Raw genomic sequence first — 21,610 nt, forward strand, 5'->3', positions numbered from 1 at the left:
GGCCTCGGTGGCGACGACGGGCTGGGACACTGGGACTCCGAGGTCAGGATGCGGGCGGGGTGATCGCGGTGAGCTGTCCGACGCCGCGTGGCAGCCAGGTCAGGCCGCTGCTGTCGCCCTGCTGGCCGAACATGCGGACCGTCAGCTGGGCGCCTCTGGGTACCGGGACGTTGATCGGGGTCTCGGCGGGCGGCCGGGAGGAGACGCTGTTGTCGGAGGTGAACCGCATCGTGTACTCGTTGACGCCGGTCCGGCTGACCGTCACGGCGACGGTCGCGGCGGGGCCGCCGCTGGCTGCCTGCACATAGCCCACGACGGTGCCGTCGGTGGGCGCTTGGAAGTATCTGATGTTGTCGGTGGGGGCGGGGGTGGGCGCGTCGAGGTTCTGGCGGGTGCCCTGGACCTGGACGATGCCGTTGACCTCCAGGTTGCCGACTTTGAGCAACATCAACCCAGCGACCGAGGAGGTGATCGGGGTCGCGCCGGCGGCGACGCGCGACGATGCGGTCGCCGCGATCGCCGCGGCGCGCCACGCTTTCGACCTGAGCTTCTCCTGGTCGCAGGACGCGGATCTGCGGCGCGAGAGCCTGCAGGCGTTCGCCGACGGGTTCCGCAAGATCTCCGAGGATCTCCGGACGGTCATCGTCGCCCAGTCCGGCTCGCCGGTGGCGCTGACCCGCTCGATCCAGCTCGACGGCCCGCTGGACTACCTGCAGTACTACATCGACCTCATCGCGGCCGACGAGGTCGAACACCGGCTGCCCGCCAAGGAGATCTTCGGCGTTCCCTCCCGGCGGATCATTCGCCGGGAACCGATCGGCGTGGTCGCCGCGATCACGCCATGGAACTACCCCTTCTACCTGAACATCGCCAAGATCGGTGCCGCGCTCGCCGCCGGGTGCACGGTCGTGCTCAAGCCCGCTCCCGAAACACCCTGGTCCGCGACCCTGATCGGCGCCGTGGCGGCCGAGACCCTGCCACCCGGCGTCCTGAACATCATCACCACCCCGGACAACAGCGTCGCGGAGATCCTCACGACGCACCCGGACGTGGACGCGGTGACGTTCACCGGCTCGACCGCGACCGGGCGGCTGGTGATGGCGAACGCCGCCGGCACCATCAAGCGGGTCCTGCTCGAACTCGGCGGGAAGTCCGCGGCCGTGCTGCTCGACGACGCCGACTTCGCCGCCGCGATCCCCGGGGTCGTCGGGGGCACCTGCGGCCAGGGCTGCGCGCTGCTGACGCGCCTGCTGGTGCCGCGTCACCGGATCGCCGAGGCCGTCGGCATCGCCGAGGCCACCATCGCGGCCATCCCGTACGGCGGCCCCACCGACCCGGCGAACATCATGGGCCCGCTCGTCAGCGTCCGCCAGCGCGACCGCGTCCTGGGCTACTTCGACCTCGCCCGCCACGAGGGCCGGGTCGTCGCCGGCGGTGGGCGGGCCGAGCAGTTCGACTGGCTCTCGACAAGCCCGAGAGCCGGGACGTCCTGGCCGAGCTGATCCGCCGCGCTGGGTCGTGGGGAGTCGGGGCCAGCGCGACGGGCGGGGCGGCGGTGGTCGCGGACGGTGGCGAGCAGGGCCTGGGCGAAGGTGCGGCCGGTGCCGGGAAGCGAGCGCAGGAAGCTGGGGTCGGTGAATCCGCCGGCGCGGTCGTCGAAGATGCCGTGGGCACCGGCGTCGCGCTCGGGGTCGGCAGCCGTGTGCAGGTTGTCCGGCCGGTCCGGCGGCAGCGGGTCGGGGGTGAGCTGGGATTCCCAGGCGCCCAGGGCCGCATAGTAGTTGCCGAAGCCGGGAGCCACTGAGCCGGCGGCGACCAGGGCCTTGTTCCACGACCCGACGATCTTCGATCGGCGGCCGTCGAGGGCGGCGCGCACGATGAACTTCGCGCACAGCTCCGGCTGGTAGATCGGCGGAACGGGCTGGGGGTGGCGGTCCCCGGTTCGCCGCCGCGGCGCCGGATCGCATCGACGGCAGCCTCCACGGTCCGCCAGCTCTCGGTGTCGAGCCGGTCGTGGCGGGCGGCGACGGCGAACAGGTCGAGGGCCTCCCCGAAGGCGTCGAGCTGGAACTGGCCGTTGGCCCGGTTGCCCGCCCGGTCGGCCCCGCCGGGATAACCGGCGAGGTGTGGCAGGGCCCGTTCGTCGGGTACCGGGCCGCCGCGGACCGTGTAGGCGGGCCTCATCGCCGGGCCGTCGGCCAGCAGCCGCTGGGCGACGAAGCCGACCGCGGTGTCGAGCAGCCGGTACTGGCCGTGGGCGGCGACCGCCCGGCCGGCGTAGCACTGGTCGCGGATCCAGGCGTAGCGGTAGTCGTAGTTGCGCCCGGCGCGGGCCCGCTCCGGCAGGCTCATCGTCGCGGCGGCGGCCATCCCGCCGGCGCCGCCGGTCAGCCCGGTCAGCACCGCGAGCGCCTGCCCGGCGTCGCGGACGGCCAGAACCCCCGAGTCGGGCGGGCCGACGGCGTCACGCCAGCTGGCCTCCGTCGCCCGCCAGCGACCGTCCACCCCGCCGGCCGCCTCGCCGCCCGAGAGCCGATCGCCGGGCCGGTCCGAGGGGCGGTCGAGGGGGCGGTCGGAGATCTCCAGGAGAAGGTCGTGCTGCTCGCCGGCGGCCAGCTTCAGCGTCAGGACGAGCGGCCCGGCACCGGCGCGGGTCGCCTGGACGGCACCCGACCAGCGCCACCGCAGCGCCCCCGACCGGCCGGCCCAGGCCGCGCCCGCCCGGCCGGCCCGCTCGCCGCCGAGGCTGAGCCCGTCCATGTCCGCCAGGCCGTAGCCGGCACGGACATCGAGGACGACGCGGATCTGCGCGGAGCCGGACAGGACCCGGATTCGGCGCAGGATCACGGCCGTGTGCGGGTCGGCGGGCAGGGCGAGCGCGTCGCGGCACTCCACGATCCCGTCGGTGGTGACCCAACGGCCGTTCCAGATCAGCGACCGGTCGTCGTAGTAGCCGCCCCAGGAGTAGCGGCCGACCGGCGTCACCGCGTAGCTGCCGCCGCCGCCGATCAGCGCGGCGAACACCGCGTCGGAGTCCCAGCTCGGCGCGCACATCCAGGCCAGGTCGCCGTCCGGGCCGACGATCGCGCCGCGCTCGCCGTCGCCGAGGAAGGCATAGTCGCGTAGCACGTGCGGAGGGAACCGCCCGGTCGCGACGTCCATGGCATTCGGGTCGGCGCCGCTCGGGTTGGCGGCATTCGGGTCGGCGGCGCCTGGGTCAGTCGACACGCCAGCGCTCCGCGGTCGGGGCGATCGTCAGGCCGTGGCCCGGCGCGGTGCCGTCCGGCGTCATCGTGCCGGCGGTCACCGGCGGGACCCCGTCGGCGAGCAGCGGTTCGAGGCGGGCATGGTCGGCGAACCACTCGACGTGACGCAGGTTCGGGATCGCGGCGGCGACCGGGGCGTGCAGCGCGGGCGCGCAGTGCGCGGAGACCTCCCGGTGCTGCGCCTGGGCGAGGGCGGCGGCGCGCAGCCAGTTCGTGTAGCCGCCGCAGCGGGTGACGTCGAGCTGCAGGCAGTCGACCACTCCCAGCAGCCCGCGCACGTCGTCGAGGTCGGCGGCGTACTCCCCGGCCGCGACGTCGCAACGCACCGCGGCCCGGACCGCGGCGAGTCCGTCGACGTCGTCGCTGCTGACCGGTTCCTCGAACCAGGTGACGCCGGCGTCGTCCAGCGCCGCGCCGACGCGGCGGGCCGGCCCGACCTGGTAGCCGCCGTTGGCGTCGACCATCAGCTCGACGCCGTCGCCGGCCAGCTCCCGCAGCCGTCGCACCCGCGCCAGGTCACGGTCGATCCGGGTGCCCCACGACTCGCCGATCTTGATTTTCATGCTGGTGCAGCCCGCCTTCCGCCACCCGGCGACCTGGTCGGCCAGCGCCGCGTCGTCGAGGGTGGTGAAGCCGCCGGAGCCGTAGACGGGCACCTGCTCGCGGCACCGGCCCAGCAGCGCGGGGAGCCCGACGCCGAGCAGCCGGGCCTTCAGGTCCCACCAGGCGATGTCGACCGCGCTGAGCGCCTGCATCACCGTGCCACGGGTACCGAGGTTGCGGCAGGCCCGGTGCATCGCCGACCAGCCGGCGGTGATGTCCCACGCGCACCGGCCTCGGACGACCCCGGCGAGGTGCCCGGCGACAACCGTCGCGGCGGCGGGGCTGCCGTAGGTCCAGCCCACGCCCGTGTGCCCGCCGGCGGCGAGGGTGACGGTGACCGCGGTGGTGGCGTCCCAGGCCAGGGTGCCGTCCGCTTCCGGCCGCTCGGTGGGAAACCGGTAGACGCCAACCGTCACCGTCTCCAGCGGCGGCCCGTCCGCGGTCATGACTGCGCCACCTCCTGATCGGTCCGCGGCTGGCCGGTCCGGGGCTGGGGCTGGGGCTGGCCGGGCATGCCCCGACCGGCCAGGGCGCGCCCGGACGGGCCGCCACGGCTCAACGCGACGAGCCGGTCGGCGGCCCGGGCCGCCAACGCCATGATCGTCAGGGCGGGGTTGGCGGCGCCCTGGGTCGGCAGGACGCTGCCGTCGACGACGAAGAGGTTCTCCACGCCGAACACCCGGTGGTCGGCGTCGACCACGCCGTCGGCCGGGCGGGCGGCCATCCGGGCGCCGCCGACGAGGTGCGCATAGCGGTCGACGGTGATGACCTCGGTGGCGCCGGCCGCGGTCAGGATCGCCTCCATCGACGCCGTCGCCGCCCGCTGGAGCTGCCGGTCGTTGTCGCACCGGGAGTAGGCGAAGTGGGCGACGGGCAGGCCGTGCCGGTCGGTCTCGTCGGCGAGCGTGACCCGGTTGTCGGGCTGCGGCAGGTACTCGCACAGCGCGCCCAGCGTCGCCCAGTGGACATAGTCCCGCAGGTACTCGCGCAGCGGCGCGCCCCAGTGGCCCTGGGCGGTGACGTGTTCGGCCCAGGTGATCGGCAGCGGGCTGACGTTCTGGATCGACCAGCCCCGCCGGTACGGCTGCGCCGGATCGGTCTCGTAGAACTGCTCGCTGGAGACCTCCGGCGGCGGCGCCTTGTACATCCGGATCTCCTCGGCGAAGCGGCCCGCGGTCTGCGGCGCGCCCTGCACCATCAGGTACCGCCCAAGCTGGTCATGGTCGTTGCCGAGCCCGTCCGGCCAACGCGCGCTGGTCGACAGCAGCAGCAGACGCGGAGTCTCGATCGAGTAGCCGGCCACCGCGACGGCCCCCGCCCGCTGGACGTGCTCCCGGCCCGCACGCAGATAGGTGACACCGGTGACCCGCCCAGTCCGGTCGTCGACGACGACCCGGCTGACATGGCTGTCGGGACGGATCTCGGCACCGTGCGCCAACGCGTCCGGGATGTGGGTGACCAGCGGGCTGGCCTTCGCGTTGACCTTGCAGCCCTGCAGACAGAAACCCCGGTAGATGCAGTGCGGCCGATTACCGAACCGGCCGTTGGGAATCGCCACCGGACCCACCCGGGCCTCGATGCCGGCCGCGCGGGCGCCACGCAGGAAGATCTCCCCGTTGCCGCCGACCGGATGCGGCCGGTGTGGGTAGCCGTGCGGATCGCCCCACGGCCAGCTCTCCCCCGCGACCGGCAGTTCCCGCTCGAGCGCGGCGTAGTACGGCCGCAGGTCCGCGTACGAGATCGGCCAGTCCGCGCCCACCCCATCGGCGGTGAAGGTCGAGAAGTCCGACGGATGCAACCGCGGCGTGTAGCCGGCATAGTGCACCATCGACCCGCCGACCCCGCGCCCGGAGTTGTTCGACCCCAGCGGCACCGGATCCGCGCCCCCGATCTGGCGCGGCTCGGTCCAGTACAGGACGTGGCCGCCCCGCTCGTCGCTGACCCAGTCGGCATCGGGATCCCAGAACGGGCCGGCATCCAGACAGACGACCCGCCAGCCGGCCCGAGCCAGCCGCTGGGTCAGCACCCCGCCACCGGCGCCCGCCCCGACGACGACCAGGTCGACCTCGTCGTCATCGGCGAAGCGGCGCATGTCCACGCGCAGCCGATGGTTCGTGCGGCTGCCATCGTTCGGAATCAGCCACGCCGACGCGTTGCGGGCACGGACCTCGTCGCGTCCCCTCATGCCGCGCCCCTCATGCCGCGTCTCTCATGACGAAGGTCCCGGCTCGAGCAGGTCCTCATGCCGCCGGCGTTCCCGCTCCACCCGCTCGGCGAACGGGACCGGGTCGGCGGCGTCGTGGTCGGCCACCTCCGCGTGCTCCCGGGCGTCGACCCCCGCGTGGAGGTAACCCCGCGGGTAGGCCGGCCCGGGAAACCCGATCTCGTTCCAGGCCCACGGATGCGAGTAGAACGCCGTGCAGGCATAACGAGTCCACAGGCTCCAGACGTGGGCGGCCGGCCAGTCGTGCCAGTCCCGGCCGGCGTCGGCAAGGTCCTGCACGGCCTGAATCAGCCCCGCCTGCCCGCCGGGGTCGAGCTCGGCGAAGGACCGACCGCCGTAAGCCGCGCGGGCGTCCGCGTCGAGAGCACCGAGGCTGTCCCGCCAGGCCTGGGCGTCTTCCGGCATGTCGTCGTAGTGCCAGCCGTCGGTCTCCCCCGCGGCCAGACGGGCGTCGATCAGCGCCAGGACCGGCACCCGCGGCTCGCCGTCCTGGGCGAGCAGCAGGTCGAACAGCGGACCGGCGACGGCGACGTCCGCCGGGGTGAAGAACGCCAGCTCGGCCGGCGGGGCGAGCCGGCCCAGCACGACGCCGGCGGTGACGTCGTCCCACCCGTCGGCCTGGTCGAGGACGTCGAAGCCGGGGAACCGGCCCCGGCTCTGCGGGGTGACGGCCCGCTGATCGGGAGCGCGCGACGGCATCTACCCGTCCCCCCGCGGCGGGGGCCCCTCCCGGCGCAGGACCGCGGCGAGCAGCCCCATCCCGCCGACGAGCGAGGCCAGCAGCGGGGCGAACACCGGCGGCCCCGATTCCAGGTTGTAGCGGGTGATCCCGCCGGGACGCTGCTTCACGCCCCGCCAGTGCAGGTAGGTGCCCTGCAGACCGTTCGCGACGATCGCCGCCGAGGCCAGCGGCAGCACCGTGTGCGCCGCCCGCCGGGAGAACACCGCGGCGACACCGGCCGGAATCGCGGTGGGGACCACGGCGATCGGCCACCACATCATCGCGTTGCCGAAGCTCGCACCGTCATGGGACAGGTAGATCTCCCCGGCCGTGATCGCCGCGCCCACCGCCGTCAACGCGGACAGGCCGCGCTCGAACCGCCCGGTGCGGACATCGGCCAGCGCCGTGTCCGCGAGCCGCGAGGCCGCAGAGGTAGGCACGGTCGGCGCGAGCAGCGCGGTCGACATCTCAGTTTCCCTTCCGGCCGGGCCGGACCTGCGCCACCTTGTCCTTCACGCCCTGGCGGACGAAACCCCAGGCGTTCTCGTCGCCGTGCAGGACGGCCTTGGCCGTGCTGATCGCCTGGTCGACGGTGGCGTGCGGGGGGATCGGGGGAACGTCGGGGTCGCAGCGGATGTCGAGGACCGCCGGCCGGTCGGCGGCCAGCGCCTGGTCCCAGGCCGGCCCGATCGCCTCCGGGGTGGCCAGCGACACGCCGAGCAGGCCCAGCGACCGGGCGAAGGCCGCGTAGTCGACGTCGGGCAGGTTCTGCGACTCGGCGAACTTCGGCGAACCCTCCATCGCCCGCATCTCCCAGGTGACCTGGTTGAGGTCGTTGTTGTGCAGCACCGCGACGATCAGCCGGCGATCCGTCCACTGCTCGTGGTACTTCGCAATTGTGATCAGCTCGGCGAGCCCGTTCATCTGCATCGCGCCGTCGCCGACCAGGGCGATCGCCGGCCGGTCCGGGTGGGCCCACTTCGCGCCGATCACGTAGGGGACGCCCGGACCCATCGTCGCCAGCGTGCCCGACAGCGACCCCCGCATGCCGGCGCGAAACCGCAGGTGGCGGGCATACCAGTTGGCGGCGCTGCCCGAGTCGGCGGCGACGATCGCGTTGTCGGGCAGCCGGGACGACAGCTCGTGGAAGATCCGCATCGGGTTGACGGGATCGGCGTCGGTCATCGCCTGGCGCTCGCACGCCGCCCACCACTCGGCGGTGTTCTTCTCGATCGTCTCCCGCCAGCCGCGGTCCGGCTTGCGGCGGATCAGCGGGATGAGGGCCCGCAGTGTGCTGCGTGCGTCGCCGACCAGGTTCAGCTCGTACGGGTAGCGCATGCCGATCCAGGCGGCCGAACGGTCGATCTGGATGCCCCGGGCCTGGTCGAAGTCGGGCAGGAACTGGGTGTACGGAAAGTTCGAGCCGACCGTGAGCAGCGTGTCGCAGCCCCGCATCATCTTGTCCGACGCGGTGGTGCCCAGCAGGCCGACCGACCCCGTCACCCAGGGGAGGTCGTCGGGCAGGACGTCCTTGCCGAGCAGCGCCTTCGCCGCCCCCGCCCCGAGCAGGTCGGTCAGCTCCGTCAGCTCCTCGACGCAGCCCCGGGCGCCCTGGCCGACCAGCAGCGCGACCTTCTCCCCCGCGTTGAGGATCTCCGCCGCCCGCCGCAGACCGTCGACATCCGGGACGACGGTCCCCGGGGTCACCCCCAGGCTGGACGGGACCTGCTTGAACGCGTGGTCGGGCGGCTCGTAGGACAGGTCGAACACATCCGACGGGAAGATGATCGCTGTCGGGGCGTGCTGGTCCTGCGCGATCCGGATCGCCCGGTCCAGCAGGTTCGGGATCTGGTTAGGGACCGTGCACATCTGCACGTAGTCGCTGCACACATCCTTGTAGAGGCTCAGCAGGTCGATCTCCTGCTGGTAGGAGCCGCCCAGCGCGGACCGCTCGGTCTGCCCGACCAGCGCCACCACCGGCACATGGTCGAGCTTCGCGTCATAGAGCCCGTTGAGCAGATGAATCGCGCCCGGACCACTCGTCGCCGCGCACACCCCCACCCGGCCGCTGAACTTGGCGAAGCCGACGGCCTCGAACGCCGACATCTCCTCATGGCGGGACTGCACGAACTGCGGATCGTTGCCGGCTCTCCCCCACGCCGCCAGCAGACCGTTGATCCCGTCGCCGGGATACCCGAACACCTGCCGGACGTCCCATTCCCGCAGCCGCGCCAGCACCACATCCGCAACAGTCCGAACCATCTCCGGCGGCTTCCTCTCCAAGCGGTGGGAATATCGAATTCGGGCTGTGGGAAGGGCCTGGCGTGGCCAGGAGGCCCACTCGTCCGCCGGGGTCGGTACCCCCGACGGGCCCGTTTCAATACCCCCAACCCGAATCTCGCGACCTCTGACCGTTGACCGTGTCCGCGGTCTCTCGCGCCTACCCGGCCGCCTGCTCCAGGTGGGCATAGGCGAACTGGAGGGCGTCGGAACCGGCCACGGCCGTGAACACCGAGGCGGCGAGGCGGGTGAATCGGGGGGCGAGCACCAGCCCGAACACGAAACCGGTGGCCACCCACTGCGCGGCGCAGAACGGGCAGGTGAGCAGCTCGCCGAGGCTGTGCCGAGCCTCGCTGGACTCGCGCACATCCTCGGCCAGCTCGGCCGGACCGGACTGGCCGCGGAAACGGGTGAACGGCGCCCGCAGGGGGCTCGTCACCGGGTCCTTGGTCAGCACACGGCTGAGCTTGTGCGTCGCGACGGTGACCAACGCGAGGTCGGCCGCGCGCACCCGCTCAGGCGGCGCCGCCCCGACCAGCCGGGCGACCCCGACCATCGAGGCACACACCCCGCTGTAGGTCCCCAACGTCGCCAGGTAGCCACCCAGCGGACGCGGCTCGCCACCGGAGTACTCCGACTCCTCCCGCCGCGCCACCCCGGCGACCCGATCGGCGACCTGACGGACGGTGGATTCCAGTGCTGTCATGGTTGTCGGGTCTACCCCGGCCGACAGCCCCAAACCGGGCAAGGCCACCTCGACGAGGGCGCGCCGACGACCCGGGTAATCCGGCCGGGCCGAGGGTAGGGGCGGACGGTGACCGATTCCGCTCCCGCCGTCCTGTTCGACCTCGACGGCACTCTGGTCGACACGAACTACGCCCATGTGCTGGCCTGGTTCCGGGCGTTCCGACAGGAGGGACACCCGGTCATCACCGCCGCTGTCCACCGCCATGTCGGGATGGGTTCCGACCGGCTGCTCGACGCGCTGGCGCCCGGCCGCGACCGCCGCCGCGACGACGTTCTGACCGCCGCCCACACCGAGCACTACGCCGGCTTCCTCGGCCTCGTCCAGCCGCTGCCCGGTGCCCGGGAGCTGGTGCAGGAGGTGGCCCGCCGCGGCGGGCAGGTCGTGCTGGCCACCTCGGCGCCGGCCGACGAACTGCGGGCGCTGCGCGAGGCCCTCGACGTCGACGACTGCCTGAGCGCGGTGACCTCCTCCGCCGACGCCGAGACGTCGAAGCCGGCGCCGGACATCGTCCAGATCGCGCTGGAACGGTCCGGCGTCGACCCGGCCGACGCCGTGATGGTCGGCGACACCCGCTGGGACGTCCTGGCGGCAGCCCGCGCCGGGATACCCTGCGTGACGGTCCTGTCCGGCGGGATCGGCCGCGACGAGCTGCGCGACGCCGGCGCGGTCGCGGTCTACGACGGGCCGGACGACCTGCTGGCCCACCTCGACGACACGCCGGTCGGCCGTCTCCTCACCCAAGCCGGCGTCCCAGGATGAGGGGACCGGCGGCGGGGTGGATCCTCGCTGGGGCGGCCGTCTGGATGGCCTCGCTGACTGCGGGGTCGATCCCGGAGGCGATCGCCGCCGCGGTCGCCGGCGGGGTCGCCGCCGCGGGAGCGGCTCTGGGCCGTTACGCACTCGATGGCCGCACGCTCAATGGCCGCACGGTCAGCCGTCGGGAGCAGGCCGGGGGTCGGGCGGCCCGGCCGTGGTCGCTGTCTGTGCGTTTGCCGGGGGCCGTGCTGCTGGACACCATCCGAGTCCTGCGCCGGGCGACCGGAGGTCATCCCGGCGGCGAGTTCCGCGTCGTCGAGCTGGGTGCCAGCGGGAATTCCGGTCCGGGCCCCGGCGCGCGTCACGGCTCGCGGCGGTTCGCCGGGGCGACGATGCTGCTCGGCGTCACCCCCGGCACGTACGTCATCGAGATCGACCGGGCGACGGGCCGGGCTACGATCCACGCTCTCGTCCCGCCCTCGACAGTGGAGCGCGCGCTGTCCCGAACGGGCGAGAGAGGCAAGAGGACCAGAAGCGACGCAAGAAGCGAGAACGGCGAGTGCGGCGAAAGGACGCGGCGGTGAGCGGATACGGCTGGTGCGCCTGCGCCCTGCTGATCGGCGGGGTGGGACCGGCGCTGGCCCTGGCGGCCTGGGGCGATCCGCCTCGGCGGATGGTCGGCCTCCAGCTCGGCGGGGCGGTCACCATCCTGATGCTGATGCTGCTGGCCCAGCTGTTCGGCCAGCCGTCCTACCTGATCGTCCCGTTCGTGGCCGTGCCGCTCTCGGTCGCGGGGACGCTGGTCTTCACCCGCCTGCTGGCCGAGGACCAGCAATGATCCACCCCGTCGCGCTGGTCCTCGCGGCCGCCGGTACGGCGTTGGCCGTCGTCACCTCGGTCGTGGCGCTGCTCACCCGGGGCGGGTTCTTCACCCGCCTGCACCTGGTGACGCCGGTGACGTCGGTGGCCGGCCCGCTGATCGGTCTCGGCCTGACTCTGGAGAACGGCGCCGGTCTCACCTCCGCGCAGATCCTGCTGATCGTGGTCGCGCTGGGCCTGTCCAGCCCTGCCCTGCAGGCCGCGACCGCCCGGCTGGGCACGGTCGGGACCGCGGGCACGGTCGGGACCGCGGGCACGGTCGGGACCGCGGGCGCGGGTCCGCCGCCACGGCCGGAACCGAAACCGAACCAGGAACCGAAGCCGGACCGGGGGTCGGATCCGAAGCCAGGGCGGGAACGGAGGTCGGCCGGGTGAGTCCGCTCGACCTGCTCCTGCCGATCACGCTGGCCCTGCTGGTGCTCGGCGCGATCGCCGTCGTGATGACGGACGATCCCGGCCGCCAGGCGGTCACCCTGTCGGTCTACGGCCTGCTGCTGACGACCCTTTTCCTGCTGACCCAGGCCCCGGACGTGGCGCTGAGCCAGGTGGCGGTGGGAACGGCGGTCGTCCCGCTGTTGATCCTGCTCACCGTCCGCAAGGTCCGGAGACGGCGGTGAGTGATCGCGGCGGCGTGACCGCCGACCCGGTCACCGCGGGGGCGCGCCGCCCGGCCGGGGGCGCCCGGCGGATTCGGTTGGCGCTGTTCGCGGTGGCCGGGGCGGCCATGGCAGTGCTCTTCGCATTGGCCGCCTTCGGGCTGCCCCAACCGGGCGGGAGCGACCATCTCTACCGGGACCGGGCGGTGCCGGCCGCGGTGTCCCACGCGACGGCCAACGTCGTCTCGTCGGTGAACTTCGACCTGCGGGCCCTGGACACCCTCGGCGAGGAGGCGATCCTCTTCGCCAGCGTGCTCGGGGCCGCGGTGCTGCTGCGGCCGGCCCGTCGGGAGCATGAGCGGCCGGCCCGGCCCACCCCCGAGCCGGAGTTGGACGTCGCCCGGACCATGGCCCTCGTCTTCTTCCCGGTGACGCTGGTGGTCGGCCTCGACGTCGTCACCCACGGCGCGCTCACCCCCGGCGGTGGATTCCAGGGCGGGGTGATCCTCGGCACCGGCATCCATCTGGTCTATCTCGCCGGGGGTTATCCGGCCCTGGTCCGGATCCGCCCGCTCGAGCTGTTGGAGCACGGCGAGGCGCTGGGCCTGGGCGCCTTCGCCTGCCTCGGCCTCGCCGCGACGTTCGCCGCCGGCGCCTTCCTGGCCAACATCGTGCCGACCGGCACCCTGGGCACCCTGACCTCGTCGGGGAGCGTGGAGGTGCTCAGCGTCGCCGTCGGGGTGGAGGTGGCCTCCGCGGTCGTCGTGCTGCTGGGCGCCTTCCTGACCCAGGCGCTGGAAATCGAGGCCGACAGGGAAGGCGACCGGTGATCCGCTACGCGTACCTCGCCGCGATCACGATCGTGCTGATCGGTGTGTTCGGGATGGTCCGGGCCCGCAACCTGATCAGCCTGGTCACCTGCCTCTCGGTGGCGCAGTCGGGCACCTACGTCCTGCTCGTGGCCGTCGGCTTCCAGCGTGGCGCGCCGGCGCCGGTCTTCGGCTCGCCGCCCGCCCGGCCGACGACGCGGGTCACCGATCCGCTGGTTCAGGCGATGACGCTGACCGACATCGTCGTCTCGGCCACGGTCACCGCGCTGCTGCTGGCGCTGACCATCCAGGTCCACAAGACCCACGGCACGATCGACCCGGACGAGCTGGCCGCACTGCGCGGCTAGTGGGTGCCGCCGCAAGTTCGTCGGTTATGCGGCGAGGCCGAGGCGGCTGGCGGTCTTCAGGAGATCGGCGCGGGTGTACTTCCAGTCGAACGGGGTCGCGGCCTGGTTGTAGAGCGCCTGGAAGCCCATGACCCGGGCCGCGAGCGTGTCGAGGTCGGCGAAGTCACCGCGCTCGATGGCCTTGCGCTGCAAGATCGAGAAGAATACCTCGACCTGGTTGAGCCAGGAGGCGTGTACGGGCAGGTGGACCAGCGTCGCGGTCGGGTGGGCGGCGCGCATCCGGTCGATCGAGGCCTGGCCTCGGTGAGACGAGCCGTTGTCGACGATCCAGAACACCCGCCGCGCCGACGCGTAGGGCTCCTGGGCCATGACCTGGGCGGCGAGCCGACCGAACGGGGCGATCCCGGTGGTGTCCTCGATCCGGCCGATCACCTCGGCGCGGTGGACGTCGTAGGCGGCGAAGTACGCCAGCGTGCCCCCACGGGTGTACTCGAACTCCACCCGCGGGCCGTGGCCGGGCATCGCCGGCGCGGTCGGGTGGCAGCGGTGCAGGGCCTGCAGCTGGGACTTCTCGTCCGCGCTGATCACATAGTCGTCCGGGCCGAGCGGCTCGCCGTCCCAGCGGCGGGCATAGAGGTCCAGGACCCGGGACGCCTTCGCCACGAACGCCGGGTCCCGCGGGAAGATCCACGACCGGTGCCGCCAGGGGCGGATCGCGTCGGCGTCGAGCCAGCGGGTCACCGTCGAGGCGGACACCTCCTCGACGATGCCCTCGCGGACCGCGTGGGCGGCGAGCTCGGCCGCCGACCAGCGTTCCAGCGGCACGTCGACGTCGGCGGGCCGGGTGCAGGCCAGCGCCTTGACCTCGGCGACCTGCACCGCGGTGAACCGGGCCGGCCGGCCCGACCGGGGCCGGTCACGCAGGCCCGCGAGACCTTCCCGGGCGAACCGGCCCCGCCACGTGCAGACGGTGTCCTCGCAGACACCCAACCCGGCGGCGATCGCGGCGTTGCCCAGCCCGTCCGCGGCGGCGAGCACGATCCTCGCGCGCAGCCAGTCACGGCGCGGCACGGTCGCCGACCGGGCACGGCTGGCCAGTTCGGCACGGACGTCGTCGGTCAGGATGACCGCGGTAGCACGGCGAGACACCCTGATGTCCTATCGGGCAGGTCGCACCCGACCATCGCCGCCACCACACCCGCGGGCAACCCGCCCTCAACTGACGGCGACAATGAGAGCCGTGGCAGGTATCCCGGCATCGACGAAGATCTCCCTGCGCCAGCGGCTCGTCGCGCACGCGGCCGAGAACTGGCCCGGGATCCGCGAGATCTCCACCCGCTACCACGGCGCGTTCGCCTACGTCACCGCCACCGACCCCGACGGCGCCCCCCAGCCACTGTGCCGGCTGCGCTACCACGGCTACGCCAACGACTGGGGCTTCGCGATCTGGCGCGCCAGCCACGACGACTACGACGACTCCTACCTGCCCGACGGATCCCCCAGCGGCACCGCCGAAGCCGCGCTCGACCTCGCCGCAGGCCTCTACCTACCCGGCACCACCGATCACCGACGAACTAACGGCGACACCCACTAGCACGAGCCGACGAGGTCCGGACGGTGGGGACGGTGGGGACGGTGGGGACGGGCAGGATGATCGCGGAGGGACGGCGGACACGGAGGCGCGGGAAGTCGTGAGCTGGTTGGAGCCGGCCCGGCTCGCGCCGTTCGCGGTGGCACTCCCGCTGCTCATGGCCGCGGTGCTGGTCAGTCTGCACCGCGTCCTGCCTCGCCCGGTGGTGGACGGCGTGACCCTGCTGTCCGCGGGCGCCGTCGCGCTGATCGCGCTGCGGGTGCTCCGCGGTGCCGCCGACGGTCCGGTGGTCGCCTGGATGGGCGGCTGGACGCCCGTGCACGGCTACAGCGTCGGCATCGTTCTTGCCGCCGACCGAACCGGCGCCGCGGCCGCGCTGGGCGCGGCTCTGCTGGTCTGCGCGGCGCTGGTGTACGGCTGGCGGTACTTCGACTCGGTCGAGGGCCGCTACCCCAGCCTGCTGCTGGCGCTGCTGGCCGGCATGGAGGGCTTCGCCCTCACCGGCGACCTGTTCAACCTGTTCGTCTTCTTCGAGCTGATGGGGGCGGCTGCCTACGCTCTCACCGGGCTCAAGATCGAAGATCCCCCGGCGGTGCAGGGTGCGCTGTCCTTCGGCGTCATCAACAGCCTGGGCGCCTACGTCGGACTGATCGGGATCGGCCTGCTCTACGGGCGGGCCGGAACGCTCACCCTCGCCGGCCTCGGCGGAGCGGTAGGCGCGGGCGGGACGGGTCGTCCGGACGCCCTGACGGTCGCCGCCGCGGCGGCACTGATGACGGCGTTCCTGGTCAAGGCGGCCGCCGTGCCGTTCCACTTCTGGCTCGCCGACGCGCACGCCGTGGCGCCCAGCCCGGTGTGCGTGCTGCTCTCCGGGGCGCTGGTGCCGCTTGGGCTCTACGGCGCCTTCCGGGTCTACTGGACCGTCTTCAGCCACGCCTTCGCCCCAGCGGACACCCGGGTGGTCTTTCTCGCCCTGGGCACCGTGACCGCCCTGGTGGGAGCGGTGATGTGCCCGTTGCAACGGCACGCCAAGCGGCTGCTGGCCTACTCCACGATCGCGCACACCGGGCTGGCGCTGATCGCGGCCGGCGGCCTGACCGGCCTTGGCACGGCCGGCGCCCTCGTCTACGTCGCCGGGCACTCGGCGGTGAAGGGGGCGTTGTTCCTCATCGCCGGCACGCTGCTCGACCGGTACGGCACGATCGACGAGCACGAGCTGTACGGCCGGGGCCGGGACGTCCGCGTCCTGCCCTGGCTGACGCTCGCCGCCGGCCTGGCCCTGGCGGGCCTGCCGCCGTTCGCGACCGCTCTGGGCAAGCAGTTCGGCGAGGAGTCTGTCGGCGCGCTCGGCCAGGGCTGGCTGGAGGCCGTGTTCGTCGTGGTCTCGGCGGTGACCGGCGGCGCCGTCCTGCGCCTGGCCGGGCGGACCTACTTCGCGCTCGGTCCACGCCCGACCACCGCCGTCGAACCGGACGAGACCGGCGGGGCGGAACAGCCGGACGTGCCGATGCGGACGATCCGGGCCACGATGCTCGCCCCGATCGTCGCGCTGCTCGGGGCGGCGCTGCTCCTCGGGGTCGTGCCGGCGGTGGCCACCGGCGCCGCGCGGGCGGCGGCGGTGTTCACCGACCCGGCGGCCTACACGGCCCGGGTGCTGGCCCGGCCCGGGCCGACCGGGCCGACCGGCGGCTCGGTCGGCAGCGTCACCGCCGCTTTCTCCACCTCTGGCATCCTCCTCGGCTGCCTGTCGGCGCTGCTCGCCCTGGCCTTCGCCGCCGCGGCGCTGTGGCTGCCCGCGCTGGGCCCCGTCCCGGGCCGACGGCTCATGCGCGCCGCCGCACGCGGCGTGAAGCCCGTCACCGGCGTCGTGCGCCGCATCCACTCCGGCCATGTGGGCGACTACGTGGCCTGGCTGATCGCCGGCGTGGCGGCCCTGGGCGCGCTGTTCGGGCTGGCCACTCGCTGATCAGGCGGCCCGCCGGGCGCGCCGGGCCCGCGCTGCCGCACCCCTCGGGCGGGGACGCGCCGTTGCGGAGGTCTGAGGCTTTCCTGCCCGTCGGACGGGGTACGCCCCGAGCGTCCCCCGCAGCGGACGGGACGGGAGGTTTCCATGACCAGCGACGTCGCCACGAAATGGCACAGGACCACGGCAGGTGACCGCAACCCGTTCGTGACCAGAGCGGCGACCTTCGCCGGCCTGGGTGGCCTGCTGTTCGGCTACGACACCGGAGTGATCGGCGGAGCACTGCCGCTCATCGCGCAGGACTTCAACTGGGACAGCCCGTTCCGCAAGGGCGTCATCACCTCGTCGCTGCTGCTCGGCGCGGCGGCCGGCGCCCTGGTCGCGGGGCGACTGTCGGACCGGCTGGGACGGCGACGGCTCATCCTGATCACCTCGGCCGTCTTCGTCGTCGGGATCCTCGGCGCCGCGCTCGCCCCGGAGGCCGTCTCCCTGGTCGCCTTCCGGGTGATCATCGGGCTCGGCGTGGGTTCCGCGTCGGTCGTGGTGCCGCTCTACATCGGTGAGATCGCGCCACCGGACGTCCGCGGCGCGCTGGTCTCGCTGAACCAGCTGTCGATCACCATCGGCATCCTGGTCAGCCAGCTCATCGCCTACTTCCTGACCGAATCCGGGCTGTGGCGCTGGATGATCGCGATCGCGATCGTCCCGTCGGTGCTGCTCGGCGTGGGGATGCTGCGCCAGCCGGAGAGCCCCGCGTGGCTCGTCGAGCACGACCGGGACGACGAGGCGCTGCGCGTGCTGCGCCGCACCCGCCACCCCGGGGGCGACGTGCAGGGCGAGATCCGCGAGGTGCGTCAGGTCGCCACCCGGCGCGCCGACGCCCGCGAGGTACTCGGCCGCGCGGTGCGCCCCGCGCTGGTGGTGGGCCTGACGCTCGCGATCATCCAGCAGGTGACCGGGGTGAACACGGTCATCTACTATGCGCCGACCCTGCTGGAGTCGGCCGGCCTCGGCGGTCATGCCGCGATCGGGGCGACAGTGATCGTCGGTGTGATCAACGTGCTGCTGACGATCGTCTCGATCCGGCTGCTGGACCGGGTGGGCCGCCGCCTGCTGTTGCTGGCCGGGACGGCCGGCATGGTCGTCGGACTGGTCGCGCTCGCTGTCGCCTTCCTCGGTCAACCCGAATCGGTGAGTACGGCTCGGGCGGTCGTGGCGATCGTGGCGCTGTGCGTCTACATCGGCTCGTTCGCGATCGGGCTCGGTCCGGTGTTCTGGCTGCTGATCTCCGAGATCTACCCGTTGCGGATTCGCGGGGCCGCGATGTCGGCGGCCGGCATCGCGAACTGGCTGGCGAACTTCGTGGTGGCGATCAGTTATCTGTCGCTGCTCGCCGCGATCGGACGCTCCGCGACGTTCTTCCTGTACGCGGTGATCGCGGTCGCCTCTCTGGTCTTCATGTGGCGGCGGGTGCCGGAGACCCGCGGCCGTTCGCTGTCCCAGATCGAGGCTGACCTGCACCTGTCACCGGCCGCCGGGGACAGCGCCCTCGACGACGACGTGACCCGCGGCTCCCAGTCGCCCGCCGGCGCGCACCGCCACTTCCACCGCCACGCCCACTGACCTGCGGCACCGAACGGGACCGGCGCGAGTCACCCCCTACCCGCCCAGGCGTTCGCCGTTCGCCGGGCCACCACAGGGGCGAGGACGGACACCGCGACCGTCGCCGCGACGCCGGCGAACGCGGCGGCGCGGCTGAGCGCGGACGGCGGCGGCGGGCGCTCGCCGGGTCCTGGATTATGCCGCGGCTCGCGGTTCGCTCCGGCCGCCGTTGCCGGTGCCGCCGGCTCGTCGAGGGGGCGGGTGAGGAGCTCGGCGAGGTGCAGGGCCTCGTGGCCGCCGCTGTCGAGCTCGTGGATCTGGGTGCGGCAACTGAACCCGTCGGCGAGCACGGCCGTGTCCGGCCCGGCGGCCCGGATGGCGGGAAGCATGGCGTCCTCGGCGCAGGCGTGGCTGACGTCGAGGTGGCCGGCTTCGAAACCGAAGTTGCCGGCCAGTCCGCAGCAGCCGGAACCGATCGGCTCGGCGACCACCTCCGCCGCCTCCAGCAGGCGACGGTCCGCGTCCCATCCCAGGACGGCGTGTTGGTGACAGTGGACCTGGGCGATCGCGTGGACGCGGTCGAGCGAGGGCGGGGTCCAGCCGGGGGTGTGTTCGGTGAGCAGTTCGGCGAGAGTCACCGTCTGCTGCCGTAGGCGGGCGACGTCGAGGTCCTCGGGGAGCAGTTCGGGGGCATCGGAGCGGAACACCGCGGCGCAGCTCGGTTCGAGGCCGACGACCAGCCCGCCGGCATGGAGGTGGTCGGCGAGCGCGTCGACGGTGCGGCGCAGCACCCGCCGCGCGGTCGTGAGCTGCCCGGTGGAGATCCAGGTCAGGCCGCAGCACAACGGCTGGACGGGCAGGCTGACCTGCCAGCCGGCCTCCTCCAGCAGGCGCACGGCGGCCTGGCCGATGTGCGGGTGGAAGGTGCTGGTGAAGGTGTCCGGCCACAGCAGCACGGTGCCGCGCGTCCCGGGTCGCCCGCCCCCGCGCCGCCGCCACCACTGCTGCAGGGTCTCGCCGGCGAACAGCGGGATCTCCCGGTCGGCCAGGCCGGCGGCGCGGGTGGCGAGGACGGGCAGCAGCGGGGCGTGACTGAGCGCGTTGACGACGGGGGCCAGATGCGCCCGGGTGACGCCGGCGGCGAGAAGCGGCAGCCAGCCGAGGGCGTAGTGCGGCCGGGGCCGCAGCCGGCCGGCATAGTGATGAGCGAGGAACTCGGCCTTGTAGGTGGCCATGTCGACATTGACCGGGCAGTCCGAGCGGCAGCCCTTGCAGGCCAGGCACAGGTCGAGGGCGTCACGGACGGCGGTGGACCGCCAGCCTTCGGTGACAGGTGTGTCCGGATGCCCGCCGAGCATCTCGAACAGCAGCCGAGCCCGGCCGCGGGTCGAATGCTCCTCGTCCCTCGTCGCCTGGTAGGACGGACACATCACGGCTCCACCCGGATGGGTGTGCTGGCGGCATCTGCCCACACCGACGCAGCGACTGGCCGCGGCGGTGAACGACCCGCCGTCATCGGGGTAGCTGAAGAACAGGTCTCCGGAGTGGTGCGGGGACCAGTCCCCACCGAGGCGCAGATTGTCATCCAGCCGGTAGGGGGCGACGACCTTGCCGGGATTCATCCGGTCGAGCGGGTCGAAGATGTTCTTCAGCTCGCCGAACGCCCGCATGATCGTCTCGCCGAACATGCGGGGCAGCAGCTCGCCGCGGGTCTGCCCGTCGCCGTGCTCGCCGGAGAACGACCCTCCGTAGGAGGCGACCAGGTCGGCCGCCTGTTCCAGGAACCGGCGGTACTTCGCGACGCCGTCGGTGTCGGTGAGCCCGAACGGGATGCGGGTATGCACGCAGCCCTGCCCGAAGTGACCGTAGAGACTCGGCGCCGTCTCGCCGGTGTAGTCGAACCGCTCGTAGAGCCGCTCCAGGTCGCGCAGGTAGTCACCGAGGCGGTCGGGCGCCACCGCGGAGTCCTCCCAACCCTCCCAGGTGTCGCGATGGCCGGGCACATGCGCGGTGGCGCCCAGGCCAGCCTCGCGGACCCGCCACAGCTCGTCCTCCCGCTCCGGCTGGTCCAGGAAGGCGACCGAGGGGTCGTCCGCCGGCCGGCCCAGGGCATCGAGCATCGCCCGGGCGGCGCGGTCCGCGTCGGCGCGGGTGTCACCACCGAACTGCACCATCAGGTAGGCGTCACCGGCCGGCAGCTCGTCCACCGCCAGCGGGTTGAGGTGCTTGATCCGCTCGTCGCGGACCAGCCGGTCGTCCAGTCCTTCCAGGGCGATCGGCCGGTGCTCCACCACCGCCGGCACCGCGTCGCCCGCCCGCGCGATGCCGTCGAAGCCGAGGACGACGAGCGTGCGCTCCCGGACAACGGGAACCAGCTCCAACTCGGCGCGCAGGACCGTGACGAGGGTCGACTCGCTGCCGACGAGCAGACCAGCGACGTCGAAGCGGTGCTCAGGCAGCAGCGAGTCCAGGTTGTACCCGGACACCCGCCGGGGAATGTCGGGATACCGGGCGCGGATCTCGTCGGCATAGCGGTCGCGCAGGCCGCGCAGGGCGCGGTGGATGGCCGCCCGGCGGTCCCCGTGCCGTTCGATCTGGGCGTACTCCTCGTCGTCGGTCTCCCCGCACCAGAAGCGCGTGCCGTCGTAGAGCAGCACCTCGAGGCGAGCGATGTTGTCGACGACCTTCCCGGTCCGCTGCGCGGTCGCCCCGCAGGAGTTGTTGCCGATCATTCCACCGAGGGTGCAGTTCGGGTGGGTCGCGGGCTCCGGGCCGTAACGCAGCCCGGAGCCCGCGAGCCGGCGGTTGAGCTCGTCCAGCACCAGGCCCGGTTCGACGACGCAGGTGCTGGCCTCGAGATCGACCGAGAGCAGCCGGTCGCAGTATTTCGACCAGTCGATGACCACAGCCGTGTTGGTGCACTGCCCGGCCAGGCTTGTTCCACCACCGCGGGACAACACCGGAGCGCCCTGCTGGCGGCAGACCGCGACCGCCTCGACCGCCGCGTCCACGGTGCGCGGTACCACCACTCCGATCGGCACCTGCCGGAAGTTGGAGGCGTCGGTCGAGTACGCGCCGCGACTACCGGCATCGAAGCGGACCTCGCCGTCCACCCGGCGTTCCAGCTCACGGCACAGCGCACGGGAATCCACCGCGGCGGGAGAAGGGGCCGGGACGTCGAGGCCGGTTGGTATCCGCGCCACG

Annotated in this window: 20 protein-coding genes and 1 pseudogene; 11 read left to right on the top strand and 10 right to left on the bottom strand. The window is 73.2% G+C overall.

Translation table 11 applies throughout. The annotated features are described in order from the left end of the window. Positions 1-43: 43 nt before the first annotated feature. Positions 44-448 (bottom strand): hypothetical protein, encoded by a 405-nt coding sequence (locus AC5R91_RS07610; RefSeq protein WP_495396439.1) that lies wholly within the window; start codon positions 446-448, stop codon positions 44-46. Here AC5R91_RS07610 and AC5R91_RS07615 point away from each other — a divergent pair. Further along, positions 411-1,382: pseudogene (locus AC5R91_RS07615) on the top strand (aldehyde dehydrogenase family protein); the annotation flags it as partial. The gene AC5R91_RS07610 and the pseudogene AC5R91_RS07615 sit on opposite strands and share 38 nt — an antisense overlap. On the opposite strand, the gene AC5R91_RS07620 reads toward AC5R91_RS07615, so the two are convergent. The 7 genes from AC5R91_RS07620 to AC5R91_RS07650 form a co-directional block, all read right to left on the bottom strand. Beyond that, positions 1,360-3,228 carry a glycoside hydrolase family 15 protein gene (locus AC5R91_RS07620; RefSeq protein WP_495396440.1) on the bottom strand — a complete coding sequence of 623 codons (1,869 nt, stop codon included), beginning with the start codon at positions 3,226-3,228 and terminating at the stop codon, positions 1,360-1,362. The pseudogene AC5R91_RS07615 and the gene AC5R91_RS07620 overlap by 23 nt on opposite strands. Further along, entirely contained in the window at positions 3,218-4,315 is a 1,098-nt protein-coding gene (locus AC5R91_RS07625) for an enolase C-terminal domain-like protein (protein ID WP_495396441.1), read from the bottom strand. Before AC5R91_RS07625 ends, AC5R91_RS07620 begins: the two co-directional genes overlap by 11 nt. Then, positions 4,312-6,054, bottom strand: coding sequence for a GMC family oxidoreductase (locus AC5R91_RS07630; protein WP_495396442.1), 1,743 nt, complete (start codon positions 6,052-6,054; stop codon positions 4,312-4,314). The genes AC5R91_RS07625 and AC5R91_RS07630 overlap by 4 nt, the downstream gene beginning before the upstream one ends. Positions 6,055-6,078: 24 nt before the next feature. After that, positions 6,079-6,792 (bottom strand): gluconate 2-dehydrogenase subunit 3 family protein, encoded by a 714-nt coding sequence (locus tag AC5R91_RS07635; RefSeq protein WP_495395659.1) that lies wholly within the window; start codon positions 6,790-6,792, stop codon positions 6,079-6,081. Then, positions 6,793-7,281 (bottom strand): hypothetical protein, encoded by a 489-nt coding sequence (locus AC5R91_RS07640; RefSeq protein ID WP_495396443.1) that lies wholly within the window; start codon positions 7,279-7,281, stop codon positions 6,793-6,795. Between the two features lies 1 nt (position 7,282). After that, positions 7,283-9,076, bottom strand: a complete 1,794-nt coding sequence (locus AC5R91_RS07645; RefSeq protein ID WP_495396444.1) for a thiamine pyrophosphate-requiring protein — start codon at positions 9,074-9,076, stop codon at positions 7,283-7,285. 178 nt (positions 9,077-9,254) lie between these two features. Then, positions 9,255-9,800, bottom strand: a complete 546-nt coding sequence (locus AC5R91_RS07650; protein WP_495396445.1) for a DUF1360 domain-containing protein — start codon at positions 9,798-9,800, stop codon at positions 9,255-9,257. Between the two features lie 108 nt (positions 9,801-9,908). Between AC5R91_RS07650 and AC5R91_RS07655 the strand changes: the two genes are divergently transcribed. From AC5R91_RS07655 to AC5R91_RS07685, 7 genes are read left to right on the top strand one after another with little or no spacing between them, the layout of a single operon-like run. After that, on the top strand, positions 9,909-10,601 hold the full coding sequence (locus AC5R91_RS07655; protein ID WP_495396446.1) for an HAD family hydrolase: 693 nt from the start codon (positions 9,909-9,911) through the stop codon (positions 10,599-10,601). 44 nt (positions 10,602-10,645) lie between these two features. Continuing rightward, the gene (locus tag AC5R91_RS07660; RefSeq protein ID WP_495396447.1) at positions 10,646-11,182 is read left to right on the top strand and encodes a hypothetical protein; all 537 of its coding nucleotides are present in this window, start codon (positions 10,646-10,648) and stop codon (positions 11,180-11,182) included. Next, positions 11,179-11,436, top strand: a complete 258-nt coding sequence (locus AC5R91_RS07665; RefSeq protein WP_495396448.1) for a monovalent cation/H+ antiporter complex subunit F — start codon at positions 11,179-11,181, stop codon at positions 11,434-11,436. Before AC5R91_RS07660 ends, AC5R91_RS07665 begins: the two co-directional genes overlap by 4 nt. Next, on the top strand, positions 11,433-11,852 hold the full coding sequence (locus AC5R91_RS07670) for a monovalent cation/H(+) antiporter subunit G (RefSeq protein ID WP_495396449.1): 420 nt from the start codon (positions 11,433-11,435) through the stop codon (positions 11,850-11,852). Before AC5R91_RS07665 ends, AC5R91_RS07670 begins: the two co-directional genes overlap by 4 nt. Continuing rightward, entirely contained in the window at positions 11,849-12,094 is a 246-nt protein-coding gene (locus AC5R91_RS07675; protein WP_495396450.1) for a Na(+)/H(+) antiporter subunit B, read from the top strand. Before AC5R91_RS07670 ends, AC5R91_RS07675 begins: the two co-directional genes overlap by 4 nt. Continuing rightward, positions 12,091-12,903: an MnhB domain-containing protein gene (locus AC5R91_RS07680; RefSeq protein WP_495396451.1), complete on the top strand. Its 813-nt coding sequence runs from the start codon at positions 12,091-12,093 to the stop codon at positions 12,901-12,903. The genes AC5R91_RS07675 and AC5R91_RS07680 overlap by 4 nt, the downstream gene beginning before the upstream one ends. Next, positions 12,900-13,250, top strand: coding sequence for a sodium:proton antiporter (locus AC5R91_RS07685; protein ID WP_495396452.1), 351 nt, complete (start codon positions 12,900-12,902; stop codon positions 13,248-13,250). The genes AC5R91_RS07680 and AC5R91_RS07685 overlap by 4 nt, the downstream gene beginning before the upstream one ends. 24 nt (positions 13,251-13,274) lie before the next feature. Here AC5R91_RS07685 and AC5R91_RS07690 read toward each other — a convergent pair whose 3' ends face one another. After that, the gene (locus AC5R91_RS07690) at positions 13,275-14,399 is read right to left on the bottom strand and encodes an IS630 family transposase (protein ID WP_495393400.1); all 1,125 of its coding nucleotides are present in this window, start codon (positions 14,397-14,399) and stop codon (positions 13,275-13,277) included. Between the two features lie 82 nt (positions 14,400-14,481). On the opposite strand from AC5R91_RS07690, the gene AC5R91_RS07695 reads away from it, so the two are divergent. From AC5R91_RS07695 to AC5R91_RS07705, 3 genes are all read left to right on the top strand, one after another. Next, positions 14,482-14,844, top strand: coding sequence for a hypothetical protein (locus AC5R91_RS07695; protein ID WP_495394467.1), 363 nt, complete (start codon positions 14,482-14,484; stop codon positions 14,842-14,844). A 97-nt stretch (positions 14,845-14,941) separates the two neighbouring features. Next, positions 14,942-16,807: a complex I subunit 5 family protein gene (locus tag AC5R91_RS07700; RefSeq protein WP_495396453.1), complete on the top strand. Its 1,866-nt coding sequence runs from the start codon at positions 14,942-14,944 to the stop codon at positions 16,805-16,807. A gap of 144 nt (positions 16,808-16,951) precedes the next feature. Next, positions 16,952-18,427: a sugar porter family MFS transporter gene (locus AC5R91_RS07705; protein ID WP_495396454.1), complete on the top strand. Its 1,476-nt coding sequence runs from the start codon at positions 16,952-16,954 to the stop codon at positions 18,425-18,427. Between the two features lie 29 nt (positions 18,428-18,456). Here AC5R91_RS07705 and AC5R91_RS07710 read toward each other — a convergent pair whose 3' ends face one another. Continuing rightward, on the bottom strand, positions 18,457-21,609 hold the full coding sequence (locus AC5R91_RS07710) for an FAD-binding and (Fe-S)-binding domain-containing protein (RefSeq protein ID WP_495396455.1): 3,153 nt from the start codon (positions 21,607-21,609) through the stop codon (positions 18,457-18,459). Position 21,610 lies beyond the last annotated feature (1 nt).

The organism is Frankia sp. BMG5.60 (assembly GCF_059428125.1).